At 73.6% G+C, this 13982-nt stretch carries 14 protein-coding genes; 10 read left to right on the top strand and 4 right to left on the bottom strand.

Annotation, left to right across the window (positions count from 1 at the left end; all coding sequences use genetic code 11):
• The first annotated feature begins 29 nt into the window (after positions 1–29).
• From QSK37_RS20295 to QSK37_RS20280, 4 genes are read left to right on the top strand one after another with little or no spacing between them, the layout of a single operon-like run.
• Positions 30–1262, top strand: a complete 1233-nt coding sequence (locus QSK37_RS20295) for an SGNH/GDSL hydrolase family protein (protein WP_285623294.1) — start codon at positions 30–32, stop codon at positions 1260–1262.
• Positions 1263–2381, top strand: coding sequence for a dienelactone hydrolase family protein (locus tag QSK37_RS20290; protein WP_285623290.1), 1119 nt, complete (start codon positions 1263–1265; stop codon positions 2379–2381).
• The gene (locus tag QSK37_RS20285) at positions 2366–3532 is read left to right on the top strand and encodes a type 2 periplasmic-binding domain-containing protein (protein ID WP_285623288.1); all 1167 of its coding nucleotides are present in this window, start codon (positions 2366–2368) and stop codon (positions 3530–3532) included. The genes QSK37_RS20290 and QSK37_RS20285 overlap by 16 nt, the downstream gene beginning before the upstream one ends.
• Complete coding sequence (locus tag QSK37_RS20280) at positions 3529–4269, top strand: SDR family NAD(P)-dependent oxidoreductase (RefSeq protein ID WP_285572422.1); 741 nt, start codon at positions 3529–3531, stop codon at positions 4267–4269. Before QSK37_RS20285 ends, QSK37_RS20280 begins: the two co-directional genes overlap by 4 nt.
• A 93-nt stretch (positions 4270–4362) precedes the next feature.
• Here the strand turns inward: QSK37_RS20280 and QSK37_RS20275 are convergent, their stop codons facing one another.
• The gene (locus QSK37_RS20275) at positions 4363–4941 is read right to left on the bottom strand and encodes an RNA-guided endonuclease InsQ/TnpB family protein (protein WP_285623286.1); all 579 of its coding nucleotides are present in this window, start codon (positions 4939–4941) and stop codon (positions 4363–4365) included.
• 273 nt (positions 4942–5214) lie between these two features.
• Between QSK37_RS20275 and QSK37_RS20270 the strand changes: the two genes are divergently transcribed.
• The 5 genes from QSK37_RS20270 (at position 5215) to QSK37_RS20250 (ending at position 11209) form a co-directional block, all read left to right on the top strand.
• Positions 5215–6312: an aldose 1-epimerase family protein gene (locus QSK37_RS20270; protein ID WP_285623283.1), complete on the top strand. Its 1098-nt coding sequence runs from the start codon at positions 5215–5217 to the stop codon at positions 6310–6312.
• Between the two features lie 10 nt (positions 6313–6322).
• Positions 6323–7228 (top strand): aldo/keto reductase, encoded by a 906-nt coding sequence (locus QSK37_RS20265; protein WP_285623281.1) that lies wholly within the window; start codon positions 6323–6325, stop codon positions 7226–7228.
• A 1-nt stretch (position 7229) separates the two neighbouring features.
• Positions 7230–8066 (top strand): amidohydrolase family protein, encoded by an 837-nt coding sequence (locus QSK37_RS20260; protein WP_285623279.1) that lies wholly within the window; start codon positions 7230–7232, stop codon positions 8064–8066.
• Between the two features lie 54 nt (positions 8067–8120).
• The gene (locus QSK37_RS20255; RefSeq protein WP_285623276.1) at positions 8121–10535 is read left to right on the top strand and encodes a glycoside hydrolase family 95 protein; all 2415 of its coding nucleotides are present in this window, start codon (positions 8121–8123) and stop codon (positions 10533–10535) included.
• 83 nt (positions 10536–10618) lie between these two features.
• Positions 10619–11209 (top strand): TIGR03086 family metal-binding protein, encoded by a 591-nt coding sequence (locus QSK37_RS20250; RefSeq protein ID WP_285623273.1) that lies wholly within the window; start codon positions 10619–10621, stop codon positions 11207–11209.
• Here QSK37_RS20250 and QSK37_RS20245 read toward each other — a convergent pair.
• Together QSK37_RS20245 and QSK37_RS20240 are read right to left on the bottom strand one after the other, a co-directional pair.
• A complete protein-coding gene (locus tag QSK37_RS20245; RefSeq protein ID WP_285623270.1) occupies positions 11190–11828 on the bottom strand; it encodes a 3-oxoacid CoA-transferase subunit B in 639 nt (212 codons plus the stop codon). The genes QSK37_RS20250 and QSK37_RS20245 overlap by 20 nt on opposite strands.
• On the bottom strand, positions 11828–12577 hold the full coding sequence (locus QSK37_RS20240) for a CoA transferase subunit A (RefSeq protein ID WP_285623267.1): 750 nt from the start codon (positions 12575–12577) through the stop codon (positions 11828–11830). Before QSK37_RS20240 ends, QSK37_RS20245 begins: the two co-directional genes overlap by 1 nt.
• 147 nt (positions 12578–12724) lie before the next feature.
• Here QSK37_RS20240 and QSK37_RS20235 point away from each other — a divergent pair, with 147 nt between their 5' ends.
• Positions 12725–13222, top strand: a complete 498-nt coding sequence (locus QSK37_RS20235) for a GNAT family N-acetyltransferase (protein WP_285623264.1) — start codon at positions 12725–12727, stop codon at positions 13220–13222.
• Positions 13223–13228: 6 nt separating this feature from the next.
• On the opposite strand, the gene QSK37_RS20230 is transcribed toward QSK37_RS20235, so the two are convergent.
• On the bottom strand, positions 13229–13972 hold the full coding sequence (locus QSK37_RS20230) for an IclR family transcriptional regulator (protein WP_285623261.1): 744 nt from the start codon (positions 13970–13972) through the stop codon (positions 13229–13231).
• Between the last annotated feature and the right edge of the window lie 10 nt (positions 13973–13982).

The raw sequence follows: 13982 nt of genomic DNA, 5'->3' as shown, positions 1-13982 counted from the left end.
GCCCCGCGCCAGGACGTCGAGGAGCGACGTTGATCTCGAAGAAAAGAACGCGCCGGTTCGGCATGGCCACGGGCGTGGTGTTCACGGCGCTCGCCACCGGTCTGGCCGGTGCGCCGGCCCACGCCGCCGGCGGGCGCGCGAACGAGGTGTCCACCTGGGCCGCCGCCGACGACACCACCGGCGGCACCCTCACCGAGATGACCGTGCGGAACCCCGTGCACATCAGCCGCGGCGGCACCGGCCTGCGGATCCGGCTGTCGAACGTCATGGGCGACCAGCCGGTGACGTTCGGCGCCGCGTACGTCGGCCGCCGGCGGTCGGGGCCGGAACTCGTGCCCGGGTCCAACCGCCGCCTGAGCTTCGGCGGGCGGTCGTCGGTGACGGTCCCGGCGGGCGCCGTAGCGTTCAGCGACCCGCTTCCGGGCCGGGTGCCGGACGGGAGCGACCTGGAGGTGAGCCTGTACCTCCAGGGCACCAGCGGGAAGCTGACCGCGCACAACCGCACCATGCAGTACACCTACAAGTCCACGACGGGCGACCACGCCGCCGAGGAGTCGGGCACGTCGTTCCCGACGCAGTCGGCCGTGTGGTTCTGGCTGGACGCCGTCGTCGTGACCGCGCCGAGGACCGTCTCGACGGTCGCCGCCCTCGGTGACTCGATCACCTCGGGCGTCGGCTCCACCCAGAACGCGAACCACCGGTGGCCCGACCTCCTCGCCGACCGGATGCGCGCGCTGTCGCCCGCGCGGCGGCTCGCCGTGACCAACGAGGGGATCTCGGCCAACCAGGTCCTCAAGGACGGTGTCGGCCGCAGCGGGCGGACGAGGCTGGTCCAGGACGTCCTGACCAAGCCCGGCGTACGGACCGTGATCCTCTTCGAGGGGGTCAACGACATAGGCACGGGCGGAGCCTCGGCGGACGCGCTGATCGCCGGCTACCGGGACATGGTCGCGAAGGCCCATGCCGCGGGCCGCTGCCTCATCGGCGCGACCATCACGCCGTTCGGCGGGTCGGTCTACGAGGGCGACCGTAACGAGGCCGTCCGCCAGGAGGTGAACGCGTTCATCCGCACGAGCGGAGTGTTCGACGGGGTGGTCGACTACGACCGGGCGACCCGCGACCCGGACGACCCGACGCGGCTGCTTCCCGCGGACGACTCGGGCGACCACCTGCACCTCAGCGACGCCGGATACCAGGCCATCGCCGACTCGGTCGACCTGGGCCTGCTGCGCTGCGACCGGCACGGGACGGACGGAGAGTAGGTGACCGACAGCGACGCGGGCCTCGGCGCGTTCGGCGATCTCGCCGAGGCCGCGGCCGTCCTCGCCCCGCCGGGCGACGGCCGCCTCGACATGGCCGCGGCGCGCCGGATCGTCGGCGCCGACCGCGACGAGGCCCCGATCGCGCCAAGAGTGGAACGCCGCTGGTCCAGGGACGGGATCGACGGCGAAGAGGTGTCCTGGTCGGCCGGGTACGGCCCGCGGACGCACGCGTGGCTGCTGCGCCCGTCCGGGGCGCGCGGGCCGCTGCCGGGCGTCCTCGCGCTGCACGGCCACGACGCCTTCAAGTACCACGGCAAGGAGAAGATCGCGGACGGCCCGGACGGCGAGGTCCCCGGTGTCGCGGGCCTGCGGCGGGAGTTCTACGGCGGCCGTCCGTTCGCCGACGCCGTCGCCCGCGCCGGCTTCACGGTCCTGGTCCCCGACGTCTTCCTGTGGGGGAGCCGCCGGTTCCCCGCCGAGCACATGATCGACCCCGCACCGGACGGTGAGTGGATCGCGGCCGAGCCCGCCGACGGCGATCCGGCGGATCTTCGCTCGTACAACCGCCTCGCCGCGCGGCACGAGCACGTGGTCGCCAAGCACTGCGCGGTGCTCGGCCTGAGCCTGGCCGGCGTCGCCGTGTACGAGGACCGGATCGCCGCCGCGTATCTCCTGGCCCGGCCGGACGTCGGCGACGGGCCGATCGGCTGCGTCGGCTTCTCCGGCGGAGGGTGCCGGTCGGCGCTGCTCCAGGCGACGAGCCCGCACGTGGGCGCGGCGGTCGTGACCGGGATGATGAGCACGCACGGAGCGCTGCTCGACCGGCACGTCGCCGGGCACACCTGGATGTTCTTCCCGCCGGACCTGCGGCGGGCCGGCGACTGGCCCGACCTGGCCGCCGCCCGCGCGCCGTCCCCGCTGCTGGTGCAGTACCTGCGCGACGACCGGTTGTTCCCCCTCGCGGGGATGGAGGCCGCCCACCGGCGGCTCGCCGGGCACTACCGCCGGGCGGGCGCGGCCGAGGCGTACGTGGGCGAGTTCGTGCCGGGCCCGCACCGGTTCGACCGCGCCCTGCAGGAGTCCGCGATCGACCACCTACGCCGGTGGCTGACCGGATGACCGCCGAACTGCGCGGCATGACCTGGGATCATCCGCGAGGGTACGCGCCGCTGGACACGCTGGCGCGCCTGGACGACCGGTCGGGCCCGCGCGGCCCGTACCCCTACGAGCCCGTACGCCACCCGCTGCGCTGGGACCGCCGCCCGATCGAGGACCTCGAGTCGGGTTCCCTGGCGGCCCTCACGCCCGGCCACGACGTCCTCGTCGTCGATCACGCGGTCCTCGGCACGGCCGTCGCCGACGGCTGCCTGCTGCCCCTGGACGAGATGTTCGACGAGGCGGAGCTGGCCGCGTGGCGGGACGGCTCGGTCGGCGCCTCCTACGACAGCCACGTGATCGACGGCCGCCCGTGGGCGTTGCCGGTCGACGCCGCGGCCCAGGTCGCCGCCGCCCGGCGGGACCTCGCGGCCGCGCTGCCCGGCACCTGGGCGGAGGTGCGGGAACTGGCCCGCTCGTACCCGGTGACCCTGTGCCTCGGCGGGCCCCACGCCTTCCTGACCTTCTGCGCGCTCTGCGTGGCCCAGGGCGCCCCGCCCTGCCGGTACGAGGGCACCGTCGTCCCGCCGGACGCGGGCGAGGCCGCGCTGGACACCATGGCCGAACTGGTCTCGCGCTGCGGCTCCGAGGTCTGGCGGCGCGGTCCGGTCGGCGTCCTGGAGGCGATCGCGGCCGGCGACGGCCCGGCGTACTGCCCGCTCGTCGACGGCTACGTGACCTACGCCGGCGGCCTGCGGTACGCCGACGCGCCGGCGTGGGAGCCGGGCGGGCGGCCGGGCAGCGTCCTCGGCGGCACCGGGCTGGCCGTCTCACGCCCGCGCGCGGCCGACCCCGCGGTGCGCGACGCGATCCGCGACCATCTGCGCCGCCTCTGCTCCCCGGCGGTGCAGCGCGACCTGTACCCGGCCGCCGGCGGGCAGCCGGCGGCCCGCTCCACCTGGACCGACGCCGAGGCGAGCGCGCTGAGCGGCGGGTTCTACCGCGCCACCCTCGCCACCGTCGAGGCGGCCTGGGTGCGGCCGACGGGCGCCGGCTACGTCCCGTTCCAGGACGCCGCGTCGCGCCTGCTCCGCGACGGGATCGCCGGCCGCGTACGGCCCCGAAGCCTTCTTCGTGACCTCGACACTCTCTACCGCTCCTGGAGATGCCCATGACCACCAGTGCCCTTGTTACCGGTGCGGGCGGGGCCCTCGGCCGTGCCACGGCGCTGCGCCTGGCCACCGACGGACACCCGGTGGCCGCCCTCGACGTCGACGAGTCCTCGCTCACCGAGACCGTGCGTCTCATCGAGGGCGCGGGCGGCACCGTCCTGCCGCTGACCGTCGACCTGCGCGACGCGGCGGCGATCGAGACGGCGGTGACGGCGGCCGCCGCCGGGCTCGGCCCGGTGGGGATCCTCGTCAACAACGCGGCCGTCTATCCCAGCCGGCCGTTCCTGGAGGTGCCGCTCGCCGAGTACGACGACGTGCAGGCGGTCAACCAGCGCGCGTACTGGGTCGCCGCCCAGGCCACGGCCCGGCGGATGGCCGAGCGCGGCGGCGGCGCGATCGTCAACATCGCGTCCATCACCATGCACGGCGGGTGGGCGAACCTCGCCGCCTACGTCGCGACCAAGGGCGCGGTGACCGCCCTGACCCGTGCGCTCGCCCGCGAGCTCGGGCCCCACGACATCCGCGTCAACGCGGTCTCGCCGGGCGCCTTCCCGACCGCCGCGGAGGAGATCCACCCGGACCCGGAGGCCTACACCCGGTTCGTGCTGGAACGGCAGGCGCTGCAACGGCGCGGCAGGTCCGAGGAACTCGCGTCCGTCGTGGCCTTCCTGGCCGGCCCGGACGCGTCGTTCGTGACCGGCCAGACGATCGAGGTCAACGGCGGCTGGGTGATGACTTGACGTCCTCCCCTGCCTGAAGGCGGGGGATTCCAACCCGATCGATCACTACACAGAGGAGAGAGCAGGTTGAGGTTCGCGGTTTATGGCCACGCCTCACGGCTGGAGGGCTCCCCGCAGGGGAGGTCGGTCGGGGTCGGTTGGTCGGGGCAGGCACGTCACGGCACGTCCTGCCGCGATGTTCTTGGCCGCGTTCACGTCCGCGTGATCGGTATGCCCGCAAGCGGCTTCGTGCTCCAGCCGGGTCGCCAGCCGGCCCCATCCGGCTGCGTGGATGGAGCGGTTGAGTCCGGCTTTGGCCCGCACGTTCACGCCCGGTGCGGCGATGGTGCCGCGTGCGGAACGGACCATGTCGCCGATTTTCAAATCTTCGAGGCGGATGAGGTCGAAGCGGCGGGCCAGATCGGTGGAGGTCTTCTCCACCCAGTCTTTGCGCCGGTTGGTTTGGCGGGCTTTCAACCGGGCGATCGCGATCTTGGCGCGCTTGCGCCGATTCGACCCCTGTGCGGCGCGTGCCAGCCGGCGTTGCAGCCGCCCCTGGCGTTCGGCCTCGGTCTCGCGCAGGCCGGGCACCGAGGACGGCTCACCGGTGGACAGGGCGGCCGAGACGGCCACGCCACGGTCTACACCGACGACCGCACCGGTCCCCGGCCCGTCGATCGGTGGCGGGATCACCGCGATCTCTCCTGGCCTCGGTCAGCTGCCGACACTGTTCGGCATGCCCCGGCGCACTCACCCGCCCCGGCCGCCAGTGCAGGTGCTGCTCACACGCGAGATTCCACACATATCGGGCGTGCGCGCAGTGCTCCAGCAACGCCGCCTCCTAGGCGGGCGCGGGCTGAAGCCGAAATCGCATGCCACGACGCTAACCACCACCACCGACATTTCGAGGAGGGAGCGGCGTTCCCTCCCCGGCCGCAAGGCCGGGGTATTCACGCCGCGCAGCCGATGAACCTGTACGGAAAAGAGACCGGGCGGCGGGAGCTCGCCGCGCGGGCCGGTGACGTGGCGGCGGCCGGTGGTGTCCGGCTGGTGACGCTCGGGGACGGCCTGGAGCGCGGGATCCGGACGCTGGAGTTCCGCACCGGCAGCGGGCTGGCGTTCGACGTGCTCGTGGACCGGTGCATGGACATCGGCGCGGCCGAGCACGCCGGACGGGCGTTCGGCTGGCGGTCACGGACCGGCTTCCGTCACCCCGGCCTGCACGAGAACGCGGACGAGGACGGGCTGTCCTGGCTCCGCTCGTTCTCCGGCCTGACCGTGACGGGCGGGCTGGACCACACGCTGTTCGGCGGTGAGGTGGGCTCGGCGTCGTACCGGTATCCGCCGCGGCCGACGGTACGGCACGGGCTGCACGGCCGGGTCGGCAACATTCCCGCGCGGCTGACCGGCTACGGCGAGCGGTGGGACGGCGACCGCTGCGTGCTGTGGGCCGAGGGCGAGGTGCGGCAGGCCGCGGTGTTCGCCGAGAACCTCCGGCTCACGCGCCGCATCGAGGCCGACCTGGGCGGAGACGAGATCCGGCTGGTCGACACCGTGACTAACCCGGGGTTCGACCCGGTCCCGCACATGTTCCTGTACCACATCAACCTCGGCTGGCCGCTGCTCGACCAGGGCAGCCGGTTCCTCGCGCCGGTGCGCGAGACGGTGTGGCGGTCGGACAGCGTCGCCGAGCAGGGCGTGGACAACCGCGTCCTCCCGGCGCCGCTGCCGGGCTTCGTCGAGCAGGTGTACGAGCACGAACTCGCCTCCGACGAGGAGGGGGTGACCGGTGCCGCCCTCGTCAACGACCGGCTCGGCCTCGCGGTGAGCGTCGAGTGGCGGGCCGCGGAGTTCCCCTGCTTCTTCCAGTGGCTGAACCTGCGCGCGGGCGACTACGCGGTCGGCGTGGAGCCGTCGACGCACCACGTGGCCGGCGACGCGGCGGCCCGCGACGACGGAAGCATGATCTGGCTCGGGCCGGGCGAGTCCCGGACGTACCGGACGAGCTTCCGAGTCCACCAGGGCGCCGAGCAGATCGCCGCCCTCCAGGCCCGTCTCTCCTGAGGTGCCCGGGATGGACGGAACACCGGACCTCCGCCCCGTCGGCCGCGGCGGCCTGACCGTCGGCCGGCTGGGGCTGGGCACCGCGCCGATCGGCGGGCTGTTCGAGGCGGTGGGGGAGGACCAGGCGGCGGCGACCCTCCAGGCCGCCTGGGACGCGGGCGTCCGCTACTTCGACACCGCGCCGCACTACGGGGCCGGGCTGGCCGAACGCCGGCTCGGCGCCTTCCTCACCCCGGCCCGGCGCGCCGAGGCCGTGGTCTCCAGCAAGGTCGGCCGGCTGCTGCGGCCGGACGGGACGCAGGTCCGCGACTACAGCCGCGACGGCGTCTACCGCTCCCTGGCCGGCAGCCTCGAACGGACCGGCCTGGACGCCTTCGACCTCCTGTACATCCACGACCCGGACGACTACTGGGCCGAGGCGGTCGGCGAGGCGTACCCGGCGCTGGAACGGCTCCGTGACGAGGGCGCGGTGAAGGCGATCGGGGTGGGGATGAACCAGACCCACCTGTTGTCGCGCTTCGTGGCCGAGACCGACGTGGACTGCGTCATGGTGGCGGGCCGCTACTCGCTGCTGGACCGTGAGGCGGCCCGTGACCTGCTGCCGCGCTGCCGGGAGCGGGGCGTCGCGGTGATCGTCGCGGGCGTGTTCAACAGCGGGGTGCTGGCCGACCCGCGGCCGGGCGCGCACTTCGACTACGCCCCGGCCGGGGAGGCCGTGCTGGACCGGGCGCGGGCCATGGCCCGCCGATGCGCCGCGTACGGGGTGCCGCTGAGCGCCGCGGCCGTGCGCTACCCGCTCCGGGATCCCGCCGTGACGGGAGTGGTCGTCGGCGCCCGCACCCCCGCGGAGGTGTCCGCGGCGACGACGGCCCCGCCGGTCCCCGAGCCGCTGTGGGCCGAACTCGAGGAGCTCTGACATGCCCCGGATCGACGCCCACCACCACGTGTGGGACCTGGGCCTCCGCGACCAGCCGTGGATCGCGGGGCCGTCGATGACCGCGATCCGCCGCGACTTCACCGTCGACGACCTCCGCCCGGCCGCACGGGCGGCGGGCGTCTCCGGGACGGTCGTGGTGCAGACGGCGAGCGTCGTGGAGGAGACCCTCGAACTCCTCGAACTCGCGCACCGCGAGGACCTCGTCGCGGGCGTCGTGGGCTGGGCCGACCTCACCGCGCCCGGCGTCGCCGACGCCCTCGCGAAGCTGCGAGCCGCCCGCGGCGGCGAGCACCTGGCCGGGCTCCGTCATCCCGCGCACACCGAGGCCGACCCGCTCTGGCTGTGCCGGCCCGACGTACTGCGCGGGCTCACCGCCGTACGCGACGCGGGCCTGGTCTTCGACCTGCTCATCCGGCCGCACCACCTCTCGGCCGCCGTCCGCGCCGCGCGCGCCGTCCCCGGGCTGACGTTCGTGCTGGACCACCTGGCCGTCCCCCGGCCCGCCGACGGCGGGTTCGGTACGTGGGCGGCGGAGGTTCGCGCCCTCGCCGCCGAGCCGGGGACGTTCTGCAAGCTGTCCGGGATGCTGACCGCGGCCCCGCGGGCGGCCTGGACACCGTACGCGGAAGTGGTGCTGGAGGCGTTCGGCCCGCGCCGGGTCATGTTCGGCTCCGACTGGCCCGTCTGCCTGCTCGCCGCCTCGTACGCGGAGGTCGTCGCCGCCGCGGAAGGCCTCACCGGCGATCTGCCGGACGAGGACCGGGAGGCGGTCTTCGGCGGCACCGCCGCCCGCGCGTACCACCTCGCGCCGCCCTGAACCTTCTGTCTCTCGGGGGGTCCACCGCTCGCAGTAACGAAGAAAGGGACCGACATGTCCAAACCATCCCGGCGTGACGTCCTCAAGGCCGCCGGCGTCGGCGCGGCGGTCGCCTCGGCGACCATGGTCGCCGGCGGCGCCCTCGCTGACTCGGCCCTCGCCGGCACCGCCGCCGGCCAGGAGACCAATCCGCTCCGCCTCTGGTACAAGGGCCCCGCGCAGGAATGGCTTCAGGCCCTCCCGGTCGGGAACGGCCGGCTGGGCGCGATGGTCTTCGGCGGGACCGACACCGAACGCCTCCAGCTCAACGAGGACACCATCTGGGCGGGCAGCCCGCACGACTACGACAGCCCCGACGCCCTGGCCGCCCTTCCGCAGATCCGCCAGCTGGTGCTCGACGGCAAGTGGAACCAGGCGCAGAGGCTGGTCGACGCCAAGTTCCTCGGCCGCCCGTCGGAGCAGGCGGCGTACCAGCCCGTCGGAAACCTGAACCTCACCTTCCCCGACACCGGCGAGGTGACCGAGTACCAGCGCGAGCTCGACCTCACCACGGCGATCACGAAGGTCACGTACCTGCGCGGCGGCGTCCGCCACACGCGTGAGGTGTTCGCCAGCACGCCCGACCAGGTCATCGTGATGCGCCTGACCGCCGACAAGCCGGGCTCGATCTCCTTCCAGGCGAACTTCGACAGCCCGCAGCAGACGACCACGTCGGCCTCCGACGGCCACACCATCGCGCTCGACGGTGTCAGCGGCGAGTGGCAGGGCCGGGCCGGCGCCGTACGCTTCCAGGCGCTGGCGCGGGCCACCGCGGACGGCGGGAAGATCCACACCGATCAGGGCAAGCTCATCGTCGAGGAGGCGAACTCCGTCACCCTGGTCATCTCGGTCGGCACCAGCTACCGCAACTATCAGGACGTCGGCGCGGACCCGGCGGCACGGGCGCGCCGGCCGCTCACTCACGCGGTGGCCAAGCCCTACGACCTGCTTCGGCGCACCCACGTCGCGGACCATCACCGGCTGTTCGGCCGTGTCGACATCGACCTGGGCACCTCCGACAACGTGAGCCTGCCCACCGACGAACGGATCCCGCTGTTCGCCTCGGGCGCCGACCCGCAGCTCGCCGCCCTCTACTTCCAGTACGGCCGCTACCTGCTGATCTCCTGCTCGCGCTCGCCGGGTCAACCCGCGAACCTGCAGGGCCTGTGGAACGACAGCATGACCCCGGCCTGGGAGTCCAAGTACACCGTCAACATCAACTTCGAGATGAACTACTGGCCCGCCGGGCCGACGAACCTGGCCGACTGCTGGGAACCCGCGGCGGCCATGGTCCACGAGCTGGCGGAGTCCGGCCGCCGTACCGCGAAGACGCAGTACGGCGCCGACGGCTGGGTGCTCCACCACAACACCGACGGCTGGCGCGGCACGGCGCCGGTCGACTACGCGCAGTACGGCATGTGGCCGAGCGGCGGCGCGTGGCTGTCGGTCGTGCTGTGGGACCGCTACCGGTTCACCGGCGACAAGAACCTGCTGCGGCACGACTACCCGGTGATGAAGGGTGCCGCGCAGTTCTTCCTCGACACGCTGGTGGAGGACCCCGAGCACGGCTGGCTGATCACCAACCCGTCACAGTCGCCCGAGGTCACGCACCACCAGGACGAGGGCGAGAGCGTGAGCATCTGCGCCGGTCCGACGATGGACATGCAGATCCTGCGCGACCTGTTCGACGCCTGCGCCGAGGCGTCGGAGATCCTCGGCCAGGACCGCGACTTCCGCGCGAAGGTGAAGGCGGCCCGCGCGCGGCTCGCGCCCATGCAGATCGGCTACCTGGGCCAGCTGCAGGAGTGGCTGGAGGACTGGCGGGAGGCGGCGCTGGTGCAGAGCCGGCACGTCTCCCACCTGTGGGGCGTGTTCCCCAGCGCGCAGATCGTGCCCCGGCAGACCCCCGATCTGGTCAACGCCGCCAAGCGGAGCCTCGAACTGCGCGGAAACGCCGGCCAGGGATGGTCTCTGGCCTGGAAGATCAACATCTGGGCCCGGCTGGAGGACTCCGCGAAGGCCTACGAGCACCTGTCCAGGCTGCTCACCCCGGCACGGACCGCGCCCAACATGTTCGACCTGCACCCGCCGTTCCAGATCGACGGCAACTTCGGCGGCGTCTCGGGCATCACCGAGATGCTGCTGCACAGCCACGCGGGGGAGTTGTTCCTGCTCCCGACGCTGCCCGCCGACGCGTGGCCGACCGGCCACGTGCGCGGCCTGCGGGCGCGGGGCGGCTTCGAGGTCGGCATCGAGTGGTCGCAGGGACGCCTGACCCAGGCCGACGTCCGCTCCGACCTCGGCGAGCAGGTCCGCATCCGGACCCAGTCGCCGGTGTCGGTGACGGGTGCGCGCGTCGAACGACCCGAGGCCAACGTGGTGGTCTTCGACACCCGGCCGGGTCAGACGTACCGGATCCGGCCGTCCTGACCTCGATGGTGCGGGGATGATCCCGATCGGCTCGGTGTCGCGTGGGGGCGGTACCGAGCCGATCGCCGTCTACCGTGGGCGGAATGGACGACCACCCGACCGTGCGCGCGCTGGGTGCCGCCCTTGAGGCGTGGCGCGGTCTGCTCGACCAGGTCACCCCGGCGGAGCTCGGGCTCCCCACGCCGAACCCCGGCTGGGACGTCGCCCACGTCGTCGACCACGCGATCGCGGTGACCCGTAAGTTCACCGCCTTCGCCCGTGGCACGACCGACCGGCCGCGCACCCGCGCCCTCGTCGCCGCCGATCACCCCGCCGCCTTCGACGCCGCCGCCGACGACGCACGGGCCGCGTGGCGTCACGCCGATCCGCGCCGGAGCTGCCACCTGCCCTTCGGCACGTTCCCCGCCGAGCTGGCGGCCGGCATCAACCTGTTCGACCTGCTCGCCCACGGCTGGGACATCGCCCAGGCCACCGGCGCGACCTTCACCTGTTCGCCCCGGGCGTGGGAGACCGGACTCGACGCCGCCCGGCGCGTCATCGGCGAGCGGCGCGACCCTCGCCACTACGCCCCGGAGGCGCCGGTGGCACCGGGCGCGTCCGCCCGTGTGCGCCTCCTGTGCTTTCTGGGCCGGCCGGCGGACACCGGCCCGCCCGCTACCCGACCGCGGAGGTGATCGGCGCGCCGGTGCGGTCCGCGACCTCTCCGGTGCCGACGCCGGGGGCGGTCTCGACGAGGACGAGGCCCGCCGGCGTGACGTCCAGGACGGCGATGTCGGTGATGATCCGGTGGACGCACTCCCGGCCGGTCAGCGGCAGGTCGCACTCCTTGACGATCTTCGGGCGGCCGTCCTTGGCGTTGTGCGAGGTCAGGACGATCACGCGGCGCGCGCCGTGGACCAGGTCCATCGCGCCGCCCATGCCCTTGACCATCGCGCCGGGGATCATCCAGTTCGCCAGGTCGCCGCGGGCCGACACCTGCATGGCGCCCAGGATCGCGGCGTCGATGTGGCCGCCGCGGATCATCCCGAACGACAGGGACGAGTCGAAGAAGGACGCGCCCGGAAGGACGGTGACCGTCTCCTTGCCCGCGTTGATCAGGTCGGGGTCGACCTCGTCCTCGCGCGGGTAGGGGCCGACGCCGAGGACCCCGTTCTCCGAGTGCAGGACGACCCGCACACCGGGCGGCACGTGTCCCGGCACGAGGGTGGGCAGGCCGATGCCGAGGTTCACGTAGGCGCCGTCGGTCAGTTCGGCGGCGGCGCGGGCCGCCATCTCGTCACGGGTCCAGGCCATCAGGCGCGCACCGTCCTCTTCTCGATCCCCTTGGCGGCCGCCTGCTCGGGTGTCAGGGCCACGACCCGTTGTATGAACACGCCCGGCAGCTGAACCTCCTCAGGGTCGAGGGCGTCCACGAGCTCCTCGACCTCGGCGATCGTGGTGCGGCCGGCCATCGCGGCGAGCGGGTTGAAGTTCCGGGAAGCCTTGGCGAACACCAGGTTGCCGTACGGGTCCCCGCGCAGCGCCCGTACCAGCGCGAAGTCGGTGGTGATGCCGCGCTCCAGCACGTGGTCGACGCCGTCGAAGGCACGGACCTCCTTGGCGGGGGAGGCGACGGCGACGGTGCCGTCCGCCGCGTACCGCCACGGCATGCCGCCCTCGGCGACGGCCGTTCCGACCCCGGCGGGGGTGTAGAAGGCCGGGATCCCGCAGCCGCCGGCGCGCAGCCGCTCGGCCAGGGTCCCCTGCGGAACCAGTTCGACCTCGACCTCACCGCCCAGGTACTTGCGGGCGAACGTCTTGTTCTCGCCGATGTAGGAGCCGGTCACCCGGGCGATCATGCCCGCCTCGAGCAGGAGGCCGAGACCGCCGCCGTCGACCCCGCAGTTGTTCGACACGACGCTCAGCTCGCGGGGCCCGGCCACGCGCACCGCCTCGATGAGGACGTTCGGCACGCCGCTCAGCCCGAACCCGCCGACGGCCAGCGAGGCCCCGTCCCGTACGTCGGCGACCGCCGTCGCGGCGCTCGCCACCACCTTGCCCATGCCCCACCCGCCGTCGTCTGTTCGCCTGGTGAACTTTCCTTCAAAAACGGATCGAGGCAGTCTCCGCCGCCGTCACCTGCGATGTCAACCGGCGGCCGTGCGGACGGCACACTGGTGGCGAGTCCGGCCCCGATGAGAGGAGCGCCGTTGCGAGACGACCGGCCGACCGTGCGGGCACTCACCGGCGAGGACCTCGCCTGGGTGCGGGCGCTGTTCGCCGAACGATGGGGCGGGGTCGTCTCGGTGAGCCGGGGCGTCGCCCACGACACGACCGCGTTGCCCGGCTTCGTCGCCCGCCTCGACGGACGGCGCGCCGGCGTCGCCACCTACCGGATCGCCGGCCGGGAGTGCGAACTCGTCACGCTCGACTCCGTACGGGAGGGCGCCGGCGTGGGCACCGCGCTCATCGACGCGGTGGCCGAGGCGGCACGCGTCGCCGGCGCCGTCCGGCTCTGGCTGGTCACGACCAACGACAACCTTCCGGCGCTGCGCTTCTACCAGCGGTACGGCTTCGACCTCGTCGCCGTGCACCACGACGCGGTCGCCCGGAGCCGGACCCTGAAACCGGCGATCCCCGCGATCGGCCACGACGGCATCCCGATCCGGCACGAGCTCGAACTGGAACTCCCGCTGCGCTCGGCGTGAGCAAGGTCAGCGGTGGTCCGCCAGGGCGTCCTCGACGCGCCGCGCCGCGGTGGACAGCGCGTTGACCCACGCGGGCAGGGCGTCCCGGTCGAACCGCGCGGTCGGCAGCGCGATGGACACCCCGGCCAGCGGGACTCCCTCCGCGTCCTCGACCACCGTGCCGATCGCGGTCAGGCCGGTCTCGGTGAGCTGATCGTTGATCGCGAACCCCCGCTTGCGCACCAGCGCCAGCTCGCGCCGCAGTCGCGGGAGATCGACCTCGCCGGCGTCCTCGTACATCGCGCTCACCTCCTCGGGCGGGAGCGCGGCGAGGATCGCCTTGCCGCCGGAGGTCAGGTGCGCCGGCAGCGACCGCCCGACGCGGTCGCCCACGCGCAGGACGCGCGGAGACTCGACGGTGGCGATGAAGCGCACCTCGGTGCGGGCCGGCACCACGACGTTGGCCGACTCCTGCGTCTGTTCGACGAGCCACTTCAGCGGGGCGTCGCACACCGCGCGCAGCAGGGCGATGGGCGCGCCGGAGATCTCCGCGGGCCGCAGCACCTTCCCCGGCCCGTACCGCCGGTCGGCGCCCTGCTCGGCGAAGTCCCGGTACACCAGCATCGCCAGCAGCCGGTGAGCGGTGGAGACCGCCACGCCCAGCCGTTCGGCCGCGTCGGTCACCCGCAGCGGCCCCTCCTGCTGCAACAGCGCGGCGAGCTGGAGCGCGTGGTCGACCGAGGTGAGCGCGTACGGCGGCTTGTTCCTCATAGCAGAAAAA

The sequence above is a fragment of the Actinoallomurus iriomotensis genome (assembly GCF_030269445.1).
In the GTDB taxonomy this organism is placed as follows: domain Bacteria; phylum Actinomycetota; class Actinomycetes; order Streptosporangiales; family Streptosporangiaceae; genus Actinoallomurus; species Actinoallomurus iriomotensis.
This window is presented reverse-complemented; position numbering and strand designations above follow the sequence as displayed.